Origin of the sequence: Ignatzschineria larvae DSM 13226 (assembly GCF_038500265.1) — a bacterium.
In the GTDB taxonomy this organism is placed as follows: Bacteria; Pseudomonadota; Gammaproteobacteria; order Cardiobacteriales; family Wohlfahrtiimonadaceae; genus Ignatzschineria; species Ignatzschineria larvae.
Genome location: NZ_CP150637.1, coordinates 942514 through 962668 on the forward strand (window position 1 = coordinate 942514; position 20155 = coordinate 962668).

Consider the following 20155-nt stretch of genomic DNA (forward strand, 5'->3'; position numbering starts at 1 on the left):
AAATGCTAAAGCTCAAGAATAGAGCGTAATTTCTACGACATCGTAAAATAACCTAAAGAGGATGTACGCTTCTTGAACTATTTAATAATATTTTTACTTAAGGGTAATGCTACCGAAATAACAGCCTAAAGTCATCGGTTATGGTCAAAAAACAGTGTTTAATGGCTGTATTGCCATTGTAATCCTCCCCTTCTTAATGCTATTTAAAGCAATCGGAAAGTACGCTAAACCAAGTAATGGGGAGGAGCGGGGCCAACAAGCCTTTATGGCAATGAATCTACTACTCTTAGCCTCTCCTGCCTCTTTAAATCCTCGGCGTTGGAAGCAGATCAAGCGTTTTGCCAGAGTTGAGGGAAGGGCGTCTGTAATTCCTTCGTCAAAAGATGTTGGGCAGATGTACGAAATTAGCAAAGATGCAGCTAACGCTAATAAAGTTGCCCAAAAAGGATTAACTTACTCTCCTCAAATAGAGTTTACTAGAGGGCCTTATAAAGCAATTACTCGGCCCTCTTTAGATAAAAATACGTGGTATCATCGCTTTGAAATAGATGGGGCGAGAGCAAATGGACAGTTTCAGACGTCTGATGCTCAAAAAAGTCTAATGCTAATGATCCATAATGCGGGAAGGAGTTTAATATATCTTCATTCACAAATATTTTTAGAGCAATCCGGAGCACTGAGAACCTCAGTAGGTAATGGTTCTGGCTTCCAGTTGAATTTGTGGTTTTAGTATTAAATTTAATTGTTTCTAGCAGTCAGTTGTATAAAAGGAAATATGTTATATGAAAAAAAATATAAAATTAGATAAGCTAGATAAGTTAGATAAGTCTTTGTTACAAGTTAAAAAATGGGCGGAAGATTCAATATCTTTGGGAAATGATTATTGTGAAGATGGTTATGGATTAAGAGATTATATTGATACTGGTGAAAAGTCGACAGCGGCATTAGCTGCCTTAGGCCATGTGATTTTTGTTGGGGTAGGTGAGTCCTTATTGCTAGCTAAAGAAGGAAATCCTTCAGAAGCTATTATTTTTATGCAAATCAACAGCAAACGTTATGTTAATTATTTAATTTTAGATTTAATATTAGCAAGAAAGTATCAACGATCAGCTGCTATTGATCTAGATGAAGTAAATAATGTTGTATTTTTAGCGTTAGCCTCAGGGCTACCAAATTTAGCCCAAAAATTCTATCGATTTATGATGAAAGAGCTAGGTACAGGGGATATTATTACTAATGGACATACTAATTTTATGACAGAATCACTCCGCTATTCAGCTATGGCAATGACAATTTTTAATGATTGGTTAAATCTTCCTCCGCCCGATTTAAAGAAATTAGCATTACCCAAAGATCCTGTCTGGATGAAATATGCTAATCATTGGCGTGAAGAGAATGTTGAACTGTTTGCTGAGATATTAAATGAAGCTTGCGATGTTCATATCGAGCGTATCGGTCTGACACAGAAAGAGTATGATTCTGGAGAATATGAGTTTGCCTCTCCATTTGAGGCCGTATATCCTGCAGAAATTTTAGGCGTTTTACGTTTAAGGGAGCGATTAGGGTTGCAGAATCCAGAACTCACACATCCTCTACTCTTAACCCCCTATGCGCAAATCACTAGTCCCGCAATTGATCATATGTCTATAGAAGATCCATTACTTGATGATTACCTCGGCGCCTTAAGAAAATATAATCCAGAGCTGATTGAGGCTTGGGACAAGTTTCAGATCTAATTTAAGCATTAAGTTATTAAGGAATACTATGAATAGCAGATCAGTTATTAGGAAGGGCGATAAGACATCTCATGGGGGAGTGGTGTTAGAAGGTCTGGAAGAATGTGTTATTGAAGGACAGCCGATCGCTTGTAAGGGGCATCAAGTATCATGCCCTCTCTGCTTGGGAGTATATGTAATTGCTGAGGGTATTAGTAATTACTCTTTAGGTGGTAGAAAACCTGCTCTTGAAGGAATGAAAACCACGTGCGGGGCAACTTTAATAGCTACTCAAAATACCTTAAAAACTAAGGGGTAACGACTAGTGCATATCCTCAATTCATTCTTAGGCAAGCGATTATGCAATCAATGCTTTCTTTTTTATTTTGAGCTCTAAAGTTCAATGGTTCCCATTCTTTTGAAAAAGAGATTTTCAGTCATTCCAATAATTTATTTCTGGCAAGAAACTGCTAATTGGCAACTTATTGCTAGCGATTTCAGCCCCTTTTTGACATTTTTCAATAAAGTGATCAATAGTGATATTAAGGTTTCTCTTTCATTTTTTAAATGGTTATATTACAAGAGGTTACATTGATAATTTATTTATGAATGTTCCATTTTATCTGTCAATCAATGAAAGGAAATTAAATATGTCCACACCATGTTATGTGTCGATCGAAGGTTTAACCCAAGGAAATATTACCGCTGGTGCATTCACCGCTGAATCAGTGGGAGATATCTATGTAGAGGGTCACGAAGATCAGATGCTTGTGCAAGAAGTTAAGCACGTTGTAACAGTGCCAACAGATCCTCAGTCAGGTCAGCCATCAGGTCAACGTGTTCACCGTCCATTTATTATTACGGTGGATTTAAACAAAGCCATTCCACTACTTTATAACGCATTAGTCTCAGGAGAGCAATTACCGAAAATAGAAGTGAAATGGTACCGTACTTCTAGTACGGGGCAGCAAGAGCATTTCTTCACAACGACATTAACCGATGCGATTGTGACTGAGATCAACCAAGTGCTTCCAAATGCGATCAATCCAGAAAATAAGCCTTATCGTCAATTAATTGATATCTCATTTGCCTATCGTAAAATCGAGTGGGATCACGAATCAGCGGGTACGAAGGGTTATGATGACTGGAGAAATCCACGTCAAGCATAAGCTCAGATATAGACGATATTTACACCGTTATTAACTTATTAAAACCTTTGTTGGAAAGCCTAGTTTAGGCTTTCCTCTATGGGTATTAATGAAGTTAGTATTAGCTAAATTTTAAAGAGTGAGCGTGTTATGGCAGAGATTATTACAGCAAAAGATGCCTTCCCGATTGCGGTGAGCCATGAAGTTATTCAGAAAAATACTCATGCCGCAATGGTGATAGTTAGAGGTGATTTATGAGAAGCCCAAAGATTTTTAATGAAGTTCGTTTTGAATTGACGGCTGGCGGCCATCAATTTAATGTGATTGATTTCACGATTGACGAAGGATTCTCAACCCCTTTTTGTGGCGAGTTTAAGTTATCTAATAAGCAGCGGTTTATTCATGCCGAAGATATGCTCAATAAGACTTGCACATTAAAAATCTATCAAAATAAAACCTTAACACGTCTCTTTAGCGGCATTATTCAACGCTTTGAAAAAGGTGATGATACAGGGCATGAAACACGTTATAACTTAACGATTGTGCCGGCATTTGCTCGCTTTTCTCTGCGGCATGAGTCTCGTATTTTTCAGCATAAATCTGTGGTTAATATTTTAGAAGTCATGTTGAAAGAGATGCGAATTAGCCACTACTCCTTAAGAATGATGAATACACATGCCCCTCGTGATTATTGTGTCCAATATCGGGAGTCGGATTTAGCTTTTTTGCATCGAATTTTAGCAGAGGAAGGGATCTCTTACTTCTTCGAATATAGCGAAGATAAACATACGATTATATTTAATGATTATACGCCAAGAGCGAATAATGTGGGCGTAGAGATTCTCTATGACCCGAGTGCTAGCGCGATGCCGGAGCACCCTTATATTCGTCAATTTCTCCTGCAAAACGAGATTAAACCAACAAAGGCCGTTTTACAAGATTATCACTTTAGATCGCCCCGTTTTACACTGTCAAACCAAGAGATTGGTTATGAGATGGAGAGCCAAAATGGGGATTATGAGCATTATGATTATCCGAGCCGCTATAGTTTTGGGGATAATAATATCGGGCGTCTGTTTACAAAAGCGCGGATTAACTATCTACGCCGAGATGCAATAACAGCACTTGGTAAGGGCAATATTGCAGAATTTATACCAGGATTCTACTTTGAGTTAAAAGAGCAATATTTAGAGGCTTATAACAGAACTTGGATCTTAACCCATGTTCGCCATAGAGGAACGCAGCCGCAATCCTTAGAAGAGCGTAGCTCTGAGGGAGCGGCTACTTATTATAATGATTTCTCGGTGATGCCAAAAGATATTCCTTGGAGCTCAACCCCTGATCCTAAACCTCAAGTAGGCGGCCCGCACGTTGCCGTAGTAACAGGCCCGCCGGGAGAAGAGATCTATGTGGATGAATATGGACGTGTAAAGGTACGTTTTAAATGGGATCGCAAGCAAACGCCAGAGCCGAGTAATGATAGTGAGCGTACTTGCTGGCTCCGTGTATCAGATGGTTGGGCTGGTGCCGGTAGAGGAATGATTGCACTTCCACGGGTTGGAGATGAGGTATTAGTGAGCTTTTTAGAAGGAGATCCTGATCAGCCGATTATTACAGGACGAACGTATCACTCGCATAATCGCCATCCCTATTCGATGCCAAAACATAAAACGATCACCGGCATTCGCACGAAAACTCATCGGGGAGAGGGGTATAACGAACTCTATTTTGATGATGAGAATGAAAAACAGCTGGTACGCATTCATGCCGAGAAAGATTACGATCTTAAAGTGAAGAACGTCAAAAATGAGCGAATCGACTTCGATCATCAAGTGAGTATTGGGAATGATGAACGAATAGATATCGCTAATGATCGTACGATCACCGTTGAAGGTGAGCAGCATTACACAACAAAAGGTGCGCATATTGAACTGAGAGAAGCGGATTCTAGCTTAGAGATTAAAGGTGATCTGATTGAGAAAGTTGCCGGCACACATGGTCTGCGAGTTGATGGGGATCTTACATTAGAATCCAAGAGCCGCCTTACTTTAAAAGTTGGCGGAAACTTTGTGGTGATTGATTCGAGCGGTGTTTATATTAAGGGTCCAATTGTCACGGTAAATTCTGGCGGAACACCGGGAGATACGGTAGTGCCACAAGTACCGACAATCTTGGATACAGCAGTTGGGGAAGGAAGTGCTTTTGTGGCAAGTTGTCCTTTACAAGATACCGCAAATAAGAGTGCTGATTTTGCAGCACTTTTAGAATCTATGGGTATAGAAAATGGGGAGGGCGGAGCCAATGCTAATTTGAGAGGAGCGACAAATACGGCTAGTTCTTTAGCGAATTTAGCGAAGAATCCGAGTAGTGTATTAGGACTTGCGGGGCAATTAACCGGTGCTACCGAATTAAAATCTTTAGCAAATACCGCAAACCTAGCTAATCGAGTTTTAACTGATTCTCTAGGTATGATCGATTTAGCAAAAACACTTAAGGATAATCCTGAAAATTTAGCAGGGCTCTTAGGGATTTTGGGAGAAAATAGCGATGGAAGTCATACGAGGCTATCCAACAATGTCGGAGCTTCATCATTAGCAACACCGGAATTTAATCCTCATGCAAGATCTTAATCAGAGAAGGATAACCATATTATGAAGATTTATGCCGTAATCTGTAATGGATCTGCCGAAGGATTGCAGGATGCTTTAGCAACCTTTGATCCGCCGGCATCTTGCCTCTATAACGAGCCGATAGACCCTAACACTTTTCGCAATGCCCCATTTTTAGTGGAAGTAACAGAAAGTTTTAAACCGTGGCTTGCAGAACAAACAACGCCGTGGGGTCTGTATCTGTTGACACAAAAAGAGGTAACTTTTAATGCGCTTCGTCAGCACTTACGACGTTATACTTACGCCAAAATCCCGAGTGAAGAAGTGCCGGTACTGTTTCGGTTTTATGATCCGAGAGTATTTTGGGATTTTGCGGAAGTGATTGATGATTGGAATCTCCACGCCATGCTCGGGCCTATTGAAATAGTAGCAAGTCATTATGGTGAGTTAAAGCAAGATCATTTTGAAGAGAGACGTAGAAATTATCCTAAAAATGCCAAAATGCGGGGAATGTTTTTAACGTTAACAGCTGCACAAGAAGCTGCGCTTAATGGTAAAAAGCAAGATAAGTACATTCAAGAGCTCGCAGATCATATGTGGGATTACGTAGACCCTAATCACTTAATGAGAGTTTGGGAAGATCCCGAAGAAGCGCATGCGGCCATGTTAAGACATCAGCGAGATGTGAAAGGCGTTGAGATTACGCATCCTGAAGATCTAAAGCTCCTTGAAAAGGTCTTTTCAGAGAAGAAACGAGACCCAGAAACAGGAAAGTATCTGCCAAGAACCATTGAAGAGATGCGAGAGGCGGTTTATCAGCTAGCCAAAGACTTTCATCAGTTTTGTGTAGGTGAAGGGATTAAGGATGATCGCTCTTTAAAAGAACTGGCTTGGTTGATTACGGAACACGATATTTTTGAATTTGAAGATATTCCTCAAGAATGGAGAGATAGATTACGGGATAAGAAGGATGACGAGATAGGAAAGTATCGAGCTAGGCGTTTATCAGGTATGTTGAAAAAAGCTTTAAAAGAAAATGAAGAGGAGTTGGTGTAATGAGCAATAATAATTTACCGGGGAGTAAACGTGGTCAGGAGCCTGATTTTAGTAATTGTGATTCTCAAGATACAACAAGTACATGTGAGCCATGTGAAAAAGCATTGAAGTGCCTCGTTCATGTTGAATTTGAAAATAAACAGGATTCAAAAAAATATGAATGGAAAGCTGGTAGTGGTGATCTTGCCAAGGACTCTAAGCTACAGATTATCGGATTTCAAGGCGAAGGTGATTCGTATGATCCTTTTGAATTAAATTGTCTTGTTGAAGATTCTAAGTGTGTTGGTAAAAAAGGCCCTTTCCCTGATCGATGTACTAATATCTATTTTTATGAAAAAGATACTAGTGAAGAGCCTCAAGTTATGGGGAAGCTTGAGCAAAAATCACAAACAGAGCTTCTTCAATTAAAGTTTAATGCCGATTATTTAGATAAAGATAAGGAATTGATTCCTCACTATTTAGTGGCTAAACAAATTGATGAAGATGAAGGTTCGGATACTAATGAAGGGGTACTATTTGAGATTGATACGAAAGGGGAGCCACTTTATTTAAAAGAGTTTACTTTTACTGTGCAAAAAGGTGAGGCGACACTGCCAATGGAAACTGTTGCTACACCCATAATACTTTCAAGCCAAATCATTAATACTCTAGAAGGGAATGCTTTAACTAAATTTTTAAGACGAGCTTTAAGCTTTGGAATCTTAAGTAAATTAGATTACATGCCGGCAAGTGCATTTCATGTTGCAGTGATGAATTGTGAATGTGGAGATATGTCTGTTTTAGATAAGGAGAAACCTCAGTCATATAATTTTTTTGATAATGCAGTTGCAACTACTTATGTAGCTCCTAATTATGAACTGGCACATAGTTTTTCTATTAATTTTGGGGACATATCGGGATCTTTTACTGTTGAAAAACTATTAAAAGCCTTAAAAAATATAGACTTCACATTAAATATGGAGGAGAGGTTTAATGGCGTTGATGGTGCTAAAGCTAACTTGGTTATTAAAGATCCTATAGAAATATTTAAACAAGTTTTCATCCAAGACTATGCAATGATTTCAATTTTGGTTGATATTCTAGATGGGGCTCCAACATTTTTTGAAGAGAATTTCCCTAAACTTGATACAGATAAGGTAGAGGCTAGTAATAAAGCGTTATTTGATGACATTGTTACTTTTGAAATAGAATTGCCAAAAATTAGTTTGAGTGGAAAATCAACACTAAAACTAGAAGAAGGAAAACCTAAGATTGAACGGGAAGACGTTAAATTAGCAGCGAATCCTTTTGCACAAGGGACTTTGAAATTTAATCTTGCTTCTTTAATTATTCAAAAGACAGGGATATTGAGTGGTGCTTATGCTGGATTAAAGGCATTAGCTGATGGTGTTAATAGATTTACAGATAAAGTCCGGTTAGATGTTACGACCGATAAGAATTTTAGAGATGAGTTTAGTGCGGCAGATAAAGCAGAACGAGTAAATGCGTTAGTAGAAGGGAGTTTGGTTGTATATGCCGAGTTTTTAATAAAACCAGCGATTAATCTTGCGATTAAGATTGAGAATAGTGAGTTAAATGAAACCAAATACACACCTGATATGATAAAAATGGTTGAGATCGGTCTTGAGTTTTCTGCTGGTGTTGCAGTTAGAGGACGTATTCACCGTTTTTATGGAGGGCTAGATGCGGGATTTGAGATTAGTACGGCACTGAGTTATGGCTTAAAAGGGTACTCACGTAAAAAGGCGAATGGTGAAGAATATCAGAAGTATATTGATTTTCTATACTTTAATGGCTTAACGGCAACATGGAAGGTGGAAGTCTATGGAGGTACAGATTATGACATGGTAGAAACAGAGCATAAAGATGATATCGATGAACTAATAAAAAATAAAGATAGAAATGAATTCAATAATAGAGAAGAAGAAAAGTATTTTGATCCTAAAAAAGCGGCTCAAGAGCGAGATTCTTTTCAAAAGGATCGTGAAGCTTATTTAGACTATATCGAAAATGAGAGGAAAAAACAGAAATGGGATCAAGGACCATTATTAGCTAGAGGAGATGGTTCGGGAGCTAGATATGCCGCAAATCAAAAATATCCAGGCAACGCTCAGTATGAGCAGTTGGATAAGCAATTAAACTTTTATAATCAAAATCGGCATATTATAGAAGAGATTCAACGTCTTAATTTTGAGTTATCTTGCACAATGGATGCTAATGAGAGAATTAGGATTCTAGAGAAAAAATATCGCTTAACAATGCAGGTACAAACAGGAATGGTGGATTATGACATTAAGCTTCCCCCGGGGAACTATTATTTGTGGAGTACTTCTGATGAATATGACGCAAGGCAAGAATATATTGGGCATTTGCAACGACAAAAACAAAATTGGGATGATAAGTTAAAAGGAATCAATAATGAATATGCGTTATTTCGTAACGATAATGATCCAGAGACACGAGCTAAAAAAGAGGAGTTTTTAAAATCAAAGTCAGATCGTGCCAAATTTGCACAGCAAGAATCAAAACGTTTAGAGAATGAGATCAAGGCTGTTCAAGATATTAATGATATTAATCGTGAGTCTCTGTTTTCTTCTCATCTCTTTGGTGCAAGAAGTTTAACGATAGCAGAGAGAAAGGAATTAAAAAATGAGCTCAAAAAAGATTAGCCAGAAACGATAGATAAGGAATAAAAGGTATGAAAGCAGGCTTAATAAAAACATTACACTATTCACTATTTTTAGTATTAATGATGACAGGAATGAGTATAGCAATGGAAAAAAACAACCCTCAAGTAAAATATCAACTGCGTTTTAGAGTAAACAATATCCCCTGTCTTGTACGTATCAATGATGTATTCGTTTATAATACACGAGATACTGGAAATGCGATCCCCGGACAAATTAGTTTTGGTCAAGATATTACCCAATATTTAGATCAAGGTCAGAATATGCTTTCAATCGAAGCTACTAATTTGGCAGAATACATCAACTCTAAGAGAATTGAACAAAGTTATTGTGAGGTTGATATTTTAGCAACTGTAAAAAATCCTACTACAGGTGATATGGAGAGTAAAATAGTGAGTAATATTCGGTATTCATATGAAGATAAACCGAAGGATTCTAAGCTTATTTTTCCTTACTTACTTTCTGTGAGCGAGTCGAATATTAATTTAGATGAACGTTTATCTTCGAATGAGATAGAGTTAAAACAATTACCGTATATTTACGATGGGAATAAAGAGCCAGCTCAAAAAACTTTGGCATCACGATCATTTGTTGTGAATAATTACCAACCTTTTAGCTGGGTCAATGACTCCACACCTTTTGAGAATACTCCCGAAAATAAAAAAATGCTTTGGGATAAATACCAAGAGATCTTAAAGGCCGTTGCAGAGAAGGATAAGAAAGCAGTTCGTCAATTGGTAGAGCCAGGTGTCACTGATATGGCGAAGTATTATGGGGATAGTAATGCAGAAGGGCAGTTTGAGTTTTCTTTTGCAGATACTTTTGCACACTACTTTAATCTGAATCCAGATGTTTATGAAGCAAATCCATTAACAATAGATGATTATGATTTAGAAATTTATGCTGGAGGTAAGTTGTTCAGATTGAATAGAAAAGGATATACATTGATTTCACCGTTACGTTGGGAAAATAGTGTGAGAGGGACTACGAGAGTTTACAATCCTATATTCACCTTTATCGATGGTGAGATTGGGATGGCTTGGTTCTAGTTGAGTAGTTATTTGAGTTGAAAAAGCCGCCTTCGGGCGTTTTTTTGTAAGGATTACATAATATTAAAATGATTTGTAGCTTGATTTGTGATCATTCCTATCTAGATAAAATCCTATCTAGATAAATATCATTACTTGTAATTTAAAAATACTTAGACCTATAAAAACCCCCAAAGTTGTGTTCAACTTTGGGGGTTACTCATTACCCATATCTTTGTAGTTGATTTAAATTAAATATAGTTGATTTATAATGGATAATTTTGTATTTTATGTAGAATATACGTTTTTATTCTGAGTTCACATGAGCTAAAACTATTAAATAGGAATACACTTTTGATACGCGTAGATTTATCGATTATTCTTAGTAAATTGGGAGATATACATAAAGTTTCTTTAGAAAACGCATCAACTTTGTGTATTGAAAGACAAAATAGTGAAGTAGGTGTTTTACATCTACTGTATTCTCTTTTAGAGTCCCCTTTAAACGACTGCCGAGTTCTAATGGAAGATCTTGGTTTTGATATTGAAAATATTCGATTAAAAATTGCGCGACATATTCCAACAACAGACGATGAGAGAGACGTTTATCCTACATTCTCTCCGCTTTTGATTGATGCACTGCAGGATGCATGGCTACTATCAACAACAGAATTGGCTCAAACACAATTGAGATCAGGTGCATTTTTTTTAGCAATTTTACTACAAATCGACCGATATCTGCCTATTGAATTTAAAGTAATTTTTTCAAATATTAACAGAGAAAATTTTAGGCAAAACTTTACGTCTTTATTAGCGAATAGTGCGGAAAATGACAAAAATATTATTTCATCCAATAAAAATAATAAATCTCCACTCCTTACCTCTGAATCCAACCTATATAAGTACACTATAGACCTTACCCAACAAGCTATAGATGGAAAGTTAGATCCAGTTTTTGCAAGAGATGAAGAGATCTATTTAATGATCGATATTTTATCGCGAAGAAGAAAAAATAACCCAATTGTCGTGGGGGATGCTGGTGTTGGTAAAAGCGCCTTAATAGAGGGACTTGCTCAAAAAATTGCCTGTGGCAATGTCCCTGACACCCTGCGAGACGTGCGTTTATTAATGCTTGATTTGGGCTTACTACAAGCAGGTGCTTCTATCAAAGGAGAGTTTGAGAAGAGACTAAAAGGAATAATTGATGAAGTTCAGACTTCTGAAAAACCAATTATTTTATTTGTCGATGAGGTTCATACTCTGATAGGTGCTGGAAATAATGAGGGAGGAGCGGATGCTGCAAATCTATTAAAACCAGCCTTAGCACGAGGAGAATTGAGGACTATTGGGGCAACTACTTGGCGAGAGTATAAGAAATATTTTGAAAAAGATCCCGCTCTTTCTAGACGATTTCAGATGGTGATGGTAAATGAACCTTCAGTTGACAATACAATAAATATCCTAAGAGGATTACGTACAACTTATGAGAAGTCCCATAATGTCATCATTTCTGACAAGGCTTTGAGGACAGCTGCCATCTTATCGGATCGATATCTTACGGGTAGACAATTGCCCGACAAAGCTATTGATATTTTGGATACAGCTTGTGCAAGAGTCGCGATTAATTTTAATGTCCCACCTTTAGTTTTGACGAAATTAAAGAATAAATTAAGTCAGTTAAATCTGGAAAAAATATTAATTTCACGAGAAATACTTTTTGGAAATAAACAACAAGAACGCTATGAGGAATTATTACAAGAAGAGAATCTGCTCACTGCCGAAATCGAGACTTTAAAGAACTCTTGGAGGGATCAAAAGATATTAGCTAAAGAATTGATGGACTTGCGAGAAAAAGTCATTCTTTCTAAGAACGATACTGAGAAAGCCAAGATCGCAGCTCTTTTAGAATCGAAAAATACACAGATTAATTCTTTAGATACTGAGGATATTTTAGTGCATTCCGTTGTTGATGAAACTCAAATCTCAGCAGTTATTTCAGATTGGACGGGTATTCCCATTAGTAAAATGAAGGCAAATGATTTAGTAAGACTAACGGAACTACCTTCTTATTTAGAGGAGAGTATTAAAGGGCAGTCAGCGGGGATTCACAAAATCCATCAAAGATTATTAACAGCAAGAGCTGATTTGCACAAGCAAGGCCGTCCGCAAGGGGCATTTCTTCTAGTCGGGCCAAGTGGAGTTGGTAAAACGGAAACAGCATTACAAATTGCGAACCTTCTCTATGGTGGGCGACAGTTTTTAACAACAATTAATATGTCTGAATATCAAGAGAAGCATACAATTTCTCGTTTAATTGGTTCTCCTCCTGGTTATGTTGGCTATGGTGAAGGTGGTGTATTAACTGAAGCAATACGACAAAAACCTTATTCAATTGTTTTACTTGATGAAGTTGAAAAAGGTCACCCCGAAATACTCAATATCTTTTATCAAGTATTTGATAAAGGAGAAATTCTTGATGGTGAAGGAAGGCTGATTGATTGTCAGAACATTCTCTTTTTTATGACCTCAAATCTAGGATACAAAACTATTGTAGAGCATCATAAAGATTCTAAAAAACTCCATAATTATTTATACCAAGAGCTTGAGATGTTTTTTCAACCTGCATTACTAGCTCGCGTAGAAATTGTGCCATATTTACCTCTTTCAAATACTACAATGAAAGAAATTGTCGTTTATAAGTTAAACCAGTTAAAAGAATCCCTTAGAGAAAGATATAACGCACAAGTTGTGTTATCTGATCTGTTAGTACCCTCCATTTTAGAGAAAATTACATGTGTTAAAAATGGTGCGAGAATGATAGAGGCTATTATAGAAGGGAAGTTATTACCATCATTGTCGTTAAAAATTTTGCAAAAACTTTCTAGATCGGAACAGATTTCTAATATTACATTAAATGTGAAAGGCGATGGATCTTTCACGAGCGAGGTTTCCTAGTCTAATGGATACCATTGAAAAACAGGTTTATCAAAAGATCTTAGTCTTTTTAAGTATCAAAGACAAAAATAACGTAATTAGGTCAATGGTGCATTGCATCGCTGAGACATTTGGTTTTCCATCAGTATTTTATTTGCCAACAACTTCGGACAATCGGTATTTGAGCTACATTACCCTTGATCAAGGTTCTGTTTCTTTTAATAAAATAATGTTTGCTTTAGACAACTTTAAACACCCTTTTTCTCAGGTAATTTATGAAAGAAAAGAAAAAGAGATAGAAGTGCAAGATTTATGGTCGTGGCAGAAGCAATCACAAGAATTTGAACAACTCATTACGACAGAAAATTTAGGGAATGGGCTTATCATTATACCTCTTTTTTATGAAAATGAATATGTGAGAGGGTGTATTGTAATGAGTTTAATAGATTACCGAAAAAATGATTTTAATAAAAAATTATTGGATTTTTTTTTAAAAATTGCTGCGCAGCATTTAAAAAATATAGAGGATTTTCGTTTAAAAGAGAATGAGGGAGTTTATCTCACAAGATCAATTGCTAGATCCGAGAAAACCTATTTAGATTATATTAAAAAACTTGAACTCCAGAAATCTATTATTGCATATACTCCGGTAATGGAATCTCTTGTAAGTAAGATGGCACAGATTATTAATAGTAAGGTTTCTATTTTATTTTCTGGGGGAACTGGTACCGGAAAAACTTATTTAGCCCAGATGTTAAATGAGCATTCGTTTCGTAAAAAAGAAGCTTTTGTTATTGTGGATTGTGAAAAACTATCAGAATATAGCGAAAAGGATTTTTTTAAATCTAACGGTTTCTTGGCGCAATCTAAAAATGGGACATTGTTATTAGAAAATATTTCCTTTTTACCTGAAACAATCCAAGTCTTGTTAGTACCTGTTTTTTTGAATGGGTTTTATATAGAGTTTGAATCAGATATTCGACACGAATACTGTGGACGAGTAATAACCACAACCAAAGTACATTATTTTGATCTTTTAAAAAGAAAATTTTTACGGCCTGATTTTTTTGCTCAGATCAGCCAAATGACATTTTTATTGCCGAGTCTGAAAGAACGAAAGAACGATCTTAAATTTTTCGTTGATAAATTTATTGAACAATTTAATGCTAAAAACCTCTCTCATAAAAAAATTATTGGTTATACCGATCAGTTTCTAAAAGAAGCGCTCAGTTTTGATTGGGAGGAAAATTTGCATGAATTGCAAACACATTTAGAAACTAAATTTAATCAATCTGATGACGGAATACTGAAGACTTGTGAATACATCTATGGAAATGATCCACAGTTTAAAAGAGAAATATTGATAGAAAGTTTTGTTCAAGAGCTTTTAGAAGATGAACAATTAATATTAAAAGATACTTTAACTCAAATTGAAAGTTCTATTTTAAAAAAGAAACTTGAACAAAATGAAGGTAAACGGCAATTAGTAGCTGGTAAATTAAAGTTACCTTTAAGAACATTAGCTTATAAATGTCAGAAATATGGTCTTTAATTCTTAAATAGGAGAGAAAAATGAGTAGTAATAAAACAGGCTCAGTTGCGCCAAAAGAAAGGATAAATATTAAATTTGTACCTTCAAATAGTGATGTTTCTGAAGAAGTCGAATTACCTTTAAAATTACTTGTGGTAGGAGATTTTAAAGGTCTGAATGAAGAAGAGTCAATTGAAGAACGCCAGAGGATCTCTGTTAACAAAAATAATTTTGAATCTGTTTTGAAAGAGAGCAACTTAAGGATTGAAACATCTGTCAAAAACTATCTGGTTGAAGATGATAATCTCAATATTCCAGTGAATTTAAGCATTAGCTCAATACAAGATTTTTCCCCTGATGCTGTAGCACGTCAGATTCCAGAATTAAAAAAATTAGTAGAACTCAGAGAAGCTTTAGTAGCACTTAAAGGTCCTCTTGGTAATATCCCCGCATTTAGAAATAAACTTCAAGAGTTATTAGCTAATGAGGAGGCTCGGGAAAAATTATTGGAGGAGCTCAATATCATCACTGATAAAGATCATAATTAGAATAGACAAAGGGGACGTAATGAAGACAGAATTACAAAAAATGGTTTCCTCTCAAGGAGAGAAAAGAGAAGGTTTACTAGATGAAATCTTGGCACAGACTCGAATGAAGCCGACTGATGAGGGGTATGATGTTGCAAAAAAAGGTATCACAGCTCTTATAGAAAATATTTTGGTCAGTGATAGCGCAGAAAATCCAATTAATAAAACATTCGTAGATAGAATGCTTGTTGAACTTGATAGAAAGATTGGGGCTCAAATGGATGAAGTTCTTCATTCTCAAGAGTTTAAAGAAATGGAATCCTCATGGCGAAATCTTAAATTCTTAGTTGACAATACAGACTTTAGAGAAAATATTAAGATTGAGATCTTAAATGTTAAAAAAGAAGAATTGTTAGAAGATTTTGAATTCGCACCTGAAATTACGCAGTCAGGACTCTATAAGCACGTTTACTCTAGTGAATATGCACAATTTGGTGGAGAGCCAATCGGTCTTGTTGTAGGGAACTATAGTTTTACGCCTGCAGCACCAGATATAAAGCTTCTACAATTTGTTTCATCTGTAGGTGCAATGGCTCATGCTCCATTTTTATCATCGGTTAGTCCTGAGTTTTTTGGTATCGGAAGTTATCAGGATCTTCCTAATTTAAAAGATATTAAATCTATTTTTGAAGGAGCTCGATATACAAGATGGCGCTCATTAAGAGAGTCGGAAGATTCTAGATATCTTGGATTAACAACAGCACGTTTCTTGTTAAGAACCCCTTATGATCCGTTAGAAAATCCCGTAAGAAGCTTTGCTTATAAAGAGAATGTTAGGAAATCTCATGAAGAGTATCTATGGGGAAATACGGCCTTTGCTTTAGCGACGCGTTTTACAGAAAGTTTTGCTAATTATCGCTGGTGCCCCAATATTATAGGGCCGCAAAGTGGCGGAGCAGTAGATAATTTACCGGTTCATCTCTATGAGTCATTGGGACAAATAGAAGCGAAGATACCTACTGAAATTCTTATTACAGATCGAAGAGAATATGAATTGGCAGAAGAGGGCTTTATTAGCCTTACGATGCGTAAAGGTAGTGATAATGCGGCATTCTTTTCTGCAAACTCTGTGCAAAAACCAAAGCGCTACCCTAATACAAAAGAGGGTAAAGAAGCTGAAACTAACTACAAGTTAGGCACTCAACTTCCTTATATGATGATTATCAATAGACTTGCGCATTATATTAAAGTGCTACAACGCGAACAGATTGGCGCGTGGAAAGAGAGACAGGATTTAGAACGCGAATTAAATGAGTGGATTAGACAATACATTGCTGACCAAGAAAATCCACCTGCAGGCGTTCGTAGTAGTAGACCTCTTAGAGCTGCAAAAATTACAGTGCATGACGTGGAAGGCGAGCCGGGTTGGTACAGAGTATCGATGGCAGTCAGACCGCATTTTAAATATATGGGAGCAAGCTTTGAGTTATCTCTAGTAGGTCGACTCGATAAAGAAGATCTATAGTTTATCGAATATTAAGATGATTTAAGAAGTGTTAGTTAAGCAAATTAACACTTCTTATTATTGATGAAAGGAAAAAGTTATTTATGAAGAGCATTCGTAACATTGGCGCTGAAGGGTATTCTTTTTTCGATAGACTTTCTAATGGCGAACCGAGCACAAGAACGAGGTATCGGGAAATTAACCCGAAACACGCTATTATCTCCATTAAGAACAATTTACACAGGGTTTTAAATGCTCGGCAAGGGCATGCACTCAGTGCGAAAGATCTTGGATTATTGGATTTAAATGATGCCAGTAATACGGATGGAGATGTTTTTTCTGAGATAGAGAAAGAGATTCAAAAAACCATTTTAGCCTATGAGCCTCGGATTGTAGGGGTAAGCATTAAGCTTTTATCAGATTTAAATGACCCCGCGAGTCTTAAAATTAGTGTGATTGCTGAAGTGAATTTACATCCAAATCAAGAGAGCCTAAAGGGTGTTGTTATTAATATTACTTACGATCGTGATAAGCGTTATTGCATTGAGTAATAAGAGGAAAGAATATGAGTTTTGATAGATATTTTAGAGAAGAGCTAACCTTTTTAAGAGAAGAGGGTCGATTATACTCTGAAATAAAGCCTCATTTAGCTGCCTTTTTAGATGGTAAAAATACAGATCCCGATGTCGAGAGATTACTCGAAGGATTTGCTTTTTTAACAAGTCGTCTTCGAGAGAAGCTTGATGATGACTTTCCAGAATTATCACACTCGATGATTAACATGTTGTGGCCAAATTATCTCAGGCCATTTCCGAGTGCCACAATCGCCCAGTTTTACCCTATTAGTGATGCGCTCTCTAGCCAACAAATAATAGAGTCTGGCGTTAAAATTGCCGGGACCCCGCCTCAAAGAGAGATCGAATGTGAGTTTAGAACATGCCGAGGTTTAACGGTTTATCCAATTGTAAGAACAGGAATTAATGTTGAACAATCAAGAGATAAAACAGTTGTTAACTTGCAGTTTGAAACACAAAATAATTATACCTTAGGGGGAATTGATTTAAGTGAACTCTCCTTTTTTTTAGGGGAATCTTCATATGAATCCAATACCCTCTATTTATGGTTTCACCATTTCTTAGATTACATTGAGATTGTGGTTGGTGAGCAGCGTTTTCGATTACCTAAAGAATTGTTAAATGCAGAAGGATTTTCTAAAGGGGAGGGTATCTTACCTTATCCCAAAAATGTGTACCAAGGATACCGTATTTTACACGAATACCTTGTTTATCCTGAAAGCTTATTATCTATGAAACTATCAGGTCTTCAGGAGTATTTTGTGAATAATCCTGAAGATAGTTTTGAGATTAAATTTCATTTCTTACGCTCTTTTCCCTCAGATATTCGTATTAATGATCGGCACTTACAAATTTTTTGTGTACCGGCGGTTAATCTCTTTCGTCACTCTGCAGAGCCTATTTTATTGACGGGGTTTGAAGAGGAATATCTGGCAATCCCCTCAAGATTAACGCCGGATTATTATGAAGCATTTAGTTTTATCAATGTCGTTGGCTGGAAAGAGAATGAAAATGATAAAGGAGCAACACAACAGGCGGCTAAAAAAGTGGAAATAGCACGAGATTATGATCGCATCTACTATCCTTTTGAAACCTTTCAACATGAGGAAGAGCGAGATCGAAAAGGAAAAGCTTATTATTATCGTACTCGAATTAAAGAGAATATTTACCATGGGGGATTAGACCATTATATCTCTTTCTCTCGCAGTGATGAGGTAAATCAAATATCTAAAGGGGAAACGGTATCCATCGATATGATCTGCACTAATCGATTTATTCCCCTTGAATTAGGAAAAGGGGATCTAAAAGAGATGAAGGATACCGATCCTTCATTTGTGAAGATCAGAAACATAACAGAGCCAAGTGTGCCATTACATCCGATTATTGATGAGAAGCTATTGTGGATGCTGATATCAAATCTATCTCTTAACTATACGTCTTTGCTCTCAAAAGAGAGCTTGCAGACTATTGTTAAGGCATATGATTTTAAATCATTTCATGATAGACAATCTGAAAAAATCACTCAAAAAAAGATTAATAAAGGTGTTTTATCTATTGAGACAGCAACGATTGATCGTGTTTATAGAGGCTTGCCGGTAAGAGGCATTCATTCTGTTATGAAATTAGATCAAGATGCCTTTTCTTGTGAGGGCGATTTATTTTTATTTAGTAAAGTCTTAAGTTATTTCTTTGGATTATATGCCAGTATAAATTCGTTCCATGATTTAACGGTGATAAATGTGACAAATAATGAGCGATATGAATTTCCTGCAAGAATTGGGGAGCAACCACTAATATGAGTGAAAAACTTGAATTTTTAGCAGCTAAAGCCCAGTCATATAGCTTTTATCAGATTACTAAGATAGTGGAGTTAGTACAAAAAGAACAATCTGATTTAGCCAATATCTCTGCTCAAAAATTATTATTTACCTCTTCGCCCAGCATGGGATTTGCTGCGACGGATGTTAGTGGCTTTACCGTGCACGAAGACCATCTAGAATTAGAATCTACCTTTTTAGGACTCATAGGTTCTCAATCGCCACTCCCTAACTTTTTTTTAGATGAACTTGTTATTAATGATGATCGGTCAGTTAGTAAGGATTTTTTAGGATTGTTTAATCATCGTGCACTATCGATTCTCTACGATGGTTGGAAAAAATATCGGTATCACGAAGCTTATCTACCCGGCGCTAAGGATAAGATCTCACACTGTTTTTTCTCACTTATTGGATTAGGTTCGGACACCTTAAGGCAAGAGAGTGAGCTCAATTGGTGCAAGATGCTTGCCTATATTGGTTTAATTACAGGCAGAAGCCGCTCACAAGAGGTATTGAACGCAGTTGTTTCTCATTATTTCTCTGTGAATACAAGTATCGAAGAGTGGGCCTTACGATATGTAGATATTGCTAAAGAGCAACAAACAGGTTTAGGGATTCAAAATTGTAAGCTGGGAGAAACAACGCTATTAGGTGCTCAAATTCAAGATCGCTCCAGTAAATTTATAATTACAATCTATGATTTAGATGTGGCCAGATTCATGGATTTCTTACCATTTGGCAAAGAACATTTAGTTTTGAAAAAGGTTGTTCAACTCATGCTACGAACGCAAATGGCCTATGACATTAATCTCGAAATAAGAGCGAATGAAATAGACGCTTTAAATTTAAATCGTACTTCTGGCAGTTTTTTAGGGTGGACAACTTTTTTAGGTAAAACAGATATTCCTAGAAATGTAGGTATACAAATGGAGTCTTAACATGCTAAAAAAAAGATTTATCTAATTGGATTTAATGGAATAACTTAACGAGATGAAACTAAATATGAGATAGGGGAAAAAAATGA

15 protein-coding genes are annotated in these 20155 nt (G+C 36.5%); all 15 read left to right on the plus strand.

The window, feature by feature from the left end; genetic code table 11:
* Window positions 1-154 precede the first annotated feature (154 nt).
* The 15 genes from WMO13_RS04055 (at window position 155) to tssG (ending at window position 20069) form a co-directional block, all read left to right on the plus strand.
* A complete protein-coding gene (locus WMO13_RS04055; RefSeq protein ID WP_156923260.1) occupies window positions 155-730 on the plus strand; it encodes a hypothetical protein in 576 nt (191 codons plus the stop codon).
* Window positions 731-782: 52 nt separating this feature from the next.
* On the plus strand, window positions 783-1736 hold the full coding sequence (locus WMO13_RS04060) for a hypothetical protein (RefSeq protein WP_245601151.1): 954 nt from the start codon (window positions 783-785) through the stop codon (window positions 1734-1736).
* Window positions 1737-1764: 28 nt separating this feature from the next.
* Window positions 1765-2034, plus strand: coding sequence for a PAAR domain-containing protein (locus WMO13_RS04065; protein ID WP_026878722.1), 270 nt, complete (start codon window positions 1765-1767; stop codon window positions 2032-2034).
* A gap of 331 nt (window positions 2035-2365) precedes the next feature.
* Entirely contained in the window at window positions 2366-2884 is a 519-nt protein-coding gene (locus WMO13_RS04070; RefSeq protein ID WP_026878723.1) for an Hcp family type VI secretion system effector, read from the plus strand.
* Window positions 2885-3117: 233 nt separating this feature from the next.
* Window positions 3118-5493: a type VI secretion system Vgr family protein gene (locus WMO13_RS04075; RefSeq protein ID WP_051396173.1), complete on the plus strand. Its 2376-nt coding sequence runs from the start codon at window positions 3118-3120 to the stop codon at window positions 5491-5493.
* A gap of 21 nt (window positions 5494-5514) precedes the next feature.
* Window positions 5515-6528 (plus strand): DUF4123 domain-containing protein, encoded by a 1014-nt coding sequence (locus WMO13_RS04080; RefSeq protein ID WP_026878724.1) that lies wholly within the window; start codon window positions 5515-5517, stop codon window positions 6526-6528.
* Window positions 6528-9197 carry a hypothetical protein gene (locus tag WMO13_RS04085; protein WP_026878725.1) on the plus strand — a complete coding sequence of 890 codons (2670 nt, stop codon included), beginning with the start codon at window positions 6528-6530 and terminating at the stop codon, window positions 9195-9197. Before WMO13_RS04080 ends, WMO13_RS04085 begins: the two co-directional genes overlap by 1 nt.
* 29 nt (window positions 9198-9226) lie before the next feature.
* The gene (locus WMO13_RS04090) at window positions 9227-10264 is read left to right on the plus strand and encodes a hypothetical protein (RefSeq protein ID WP_026878726.1); all 1038 of its coding nucleotides are present in this window, start codon (window positions 9227-9229) and stop codon (window positions 10262-10264) included.
* Between the two features lie 333 nt (window positions 10265-10597).
* Window positions 10598-13198 carry a type VI secretion system ATPase TssH gene (gene tssH / locus WMO13_RS04095; RefSeq protein WP_026878727.1) on the plus strand — a complete coding sequence of 867 codons (2601 nt, stop codon included), beginning with the start codon at window positions 10598-10600 and terminating at the stop codon, window positions 13196-13198.
* 4 nt (window positions 13199-13202) lie between these two features.
* Complete coding sequence (locus tag WMO13_RS04100) at window positions 13203-14729, plus strand: sigma 54-interacting transcriptional regulator (RefSeq protein WP_026878728.1); 1527 nt, start codon at window positions 13203-13205, stop codon at window positions 14727-14729.
* A 20-nt stretch (window positions 14730-14749) separates the two neighbouring features.
* Complete coding sequence (gene tssB / locus WMO13_RS04105) at window positions 14750-15256, plus strand: type VI secretion system contractile sheath small subunit (RefSeq protein WP_026878729.1); 507 nt, start codon at window positions 14750-14752, stop codon at window positions 15254-15256.
* Between the two features lie 40 nt (window positions 15257-15296).
* Window positions 15297-16760, plus strand: a complete 1464-nt coding sequence (tssC, locus tag WMO13_RS04110) for a type VI secretion system contractile sheath large subunit (RefSeq protein ID WP_416224371.1) — start codon at window positions 15297-15299, stop codon at window positions 16758-16760.
* An 83-nt stretch (window positions 16761-16843) separates the two neighbouring features.
* Entirely contained in the window at window positions 16844-17290 is a 447-nt protein-coding gene (tssE, locus tag WMO13_RS04115; protein WP_051396174.1) for a type VI secretion system baseplate subunit TssE, read from the plus strand.
* A gap of 14 nt (window positions 17291-17304) precedes the next feature.
* Window positions 17305-19113, plus strand: coding sequence for a type VI secretion system baseplate subunit TssF (gene tssF, locus WMO13_RS04120; protein WP_026878731.1), 1809 nt, complete (start codon window positions 17305-17307; stop codon window positions 19111-19113).
* Window positions 19110-20069, plus strand: a complete 960-nt coding sequence (gene tssG / locus WMO13_RS04125) for a type VI secretion system baseplate subunit TssG (protein ID WP_034855524.1) — start codon at window positions 19110-19112, stop codon at window positions 20067-20069. Before tssF ends, tssG begins: the two co-directional genes overlap by 4 nt.
* Window positions 20070-20155: the final 86 nt, after the last annotated feature.

What these genes read in the sequence shown, in the direction of transcription:
- WMO13_RS04060 (WP_245601151.1), top strand. Translation starts at nt 783, where the DNA reads ATGAAAAAAAATATAAAATTAGATAAGCTAGATAAGTTAGATAAGTCT.
- WMO13_RS04065 (WP_026878722.1), top strand. Translation starts at nt 1,765, where the DNA reads ATGAATAGCAGATCAGTTATTAGGAAGGGCGATAAGACATCTCATGGG.
- WMO13_RS04070 (WP_026878723.1), top strand. Translation starts at nt 2,366, where the DNA reads ATGTCCACACCATGTTATGTGTCGATCGAAGGTTTAACCCAAGGAAAT.
- WMO13_RS04075 (WP_051396173.1), top strand. Translation starts at nt 3,118, where the DNA reads ATGAGAAGCCCAAAGATTTTTAATGAAGTTCGTTTTGAATTGACGGCT.
- WMO13_RS04080 (WP_026878724.1), top strand. Translation starts at nt 5,515, where the DNA reads ATGAAGATTTATGCCGTAATCTGTAATGGATCTGCCGAAGGATTGCAG.
- WMO13_RS04085 (WP_026878725.1), top strand. Translation starts at nt 6,528, where the DNA reads ATGAGCAATAATAATTTACCGGGGAGTAAACGTGGTCAGGAGCCTGAT.
- WMO13_RS04090 (WP_026878726.1), top strand. Translation starts at nt 9,227, where the DNA reads ATGAAAGCAGGCTTAATAAAAACATTACACTATTCACTATTTTTAGTA.
- WMO13_RS04100 (WP_026878728.1), top strand. Translation starts at nt 13,203, where the DNA reads ATGGATACCATTGAAAAACAGGTTTATCAAAAGATCTTAGTCTTTTTA.
- tssB (WP_026878729.1), top strand. Translation starts at nt 14,750, where the DNA reads ATGAGTAGTAATAAAACAGGCTCAGTTGCGCCAAAAGAAAGGATAAAT.
- tssC (WP_416224371.1), top strand. Translation starts at nt 15,297, where the DNA reads ATGGTTTCCTCTCAAGGAGAGAAAAGAGAAGGTTTACTAGATGAAATC.
- tssE (WP_051396174.1), top strand. Translation starts at nt 16,844, where the DNA reads ATGAAGAGCATTCGTAACATTGGCGCTGAAGGGTATTCTTTTTTCGAT.
- tssF (WP_026878731.1), top strand. Translation starts at nt 17,305, where the DNA reads ATGAGTTTTGATAGATATTTTAGAGAAGAGCTAACCTTTTTAAGAGAA.
- tssG (WP_034855524.1), top strand. Translation starts at nt 19,110, where the DNA reads ATGAGTGAAAAACTTGAATTTTTAGCAGCTAAAGCCCAGTCATATAGC.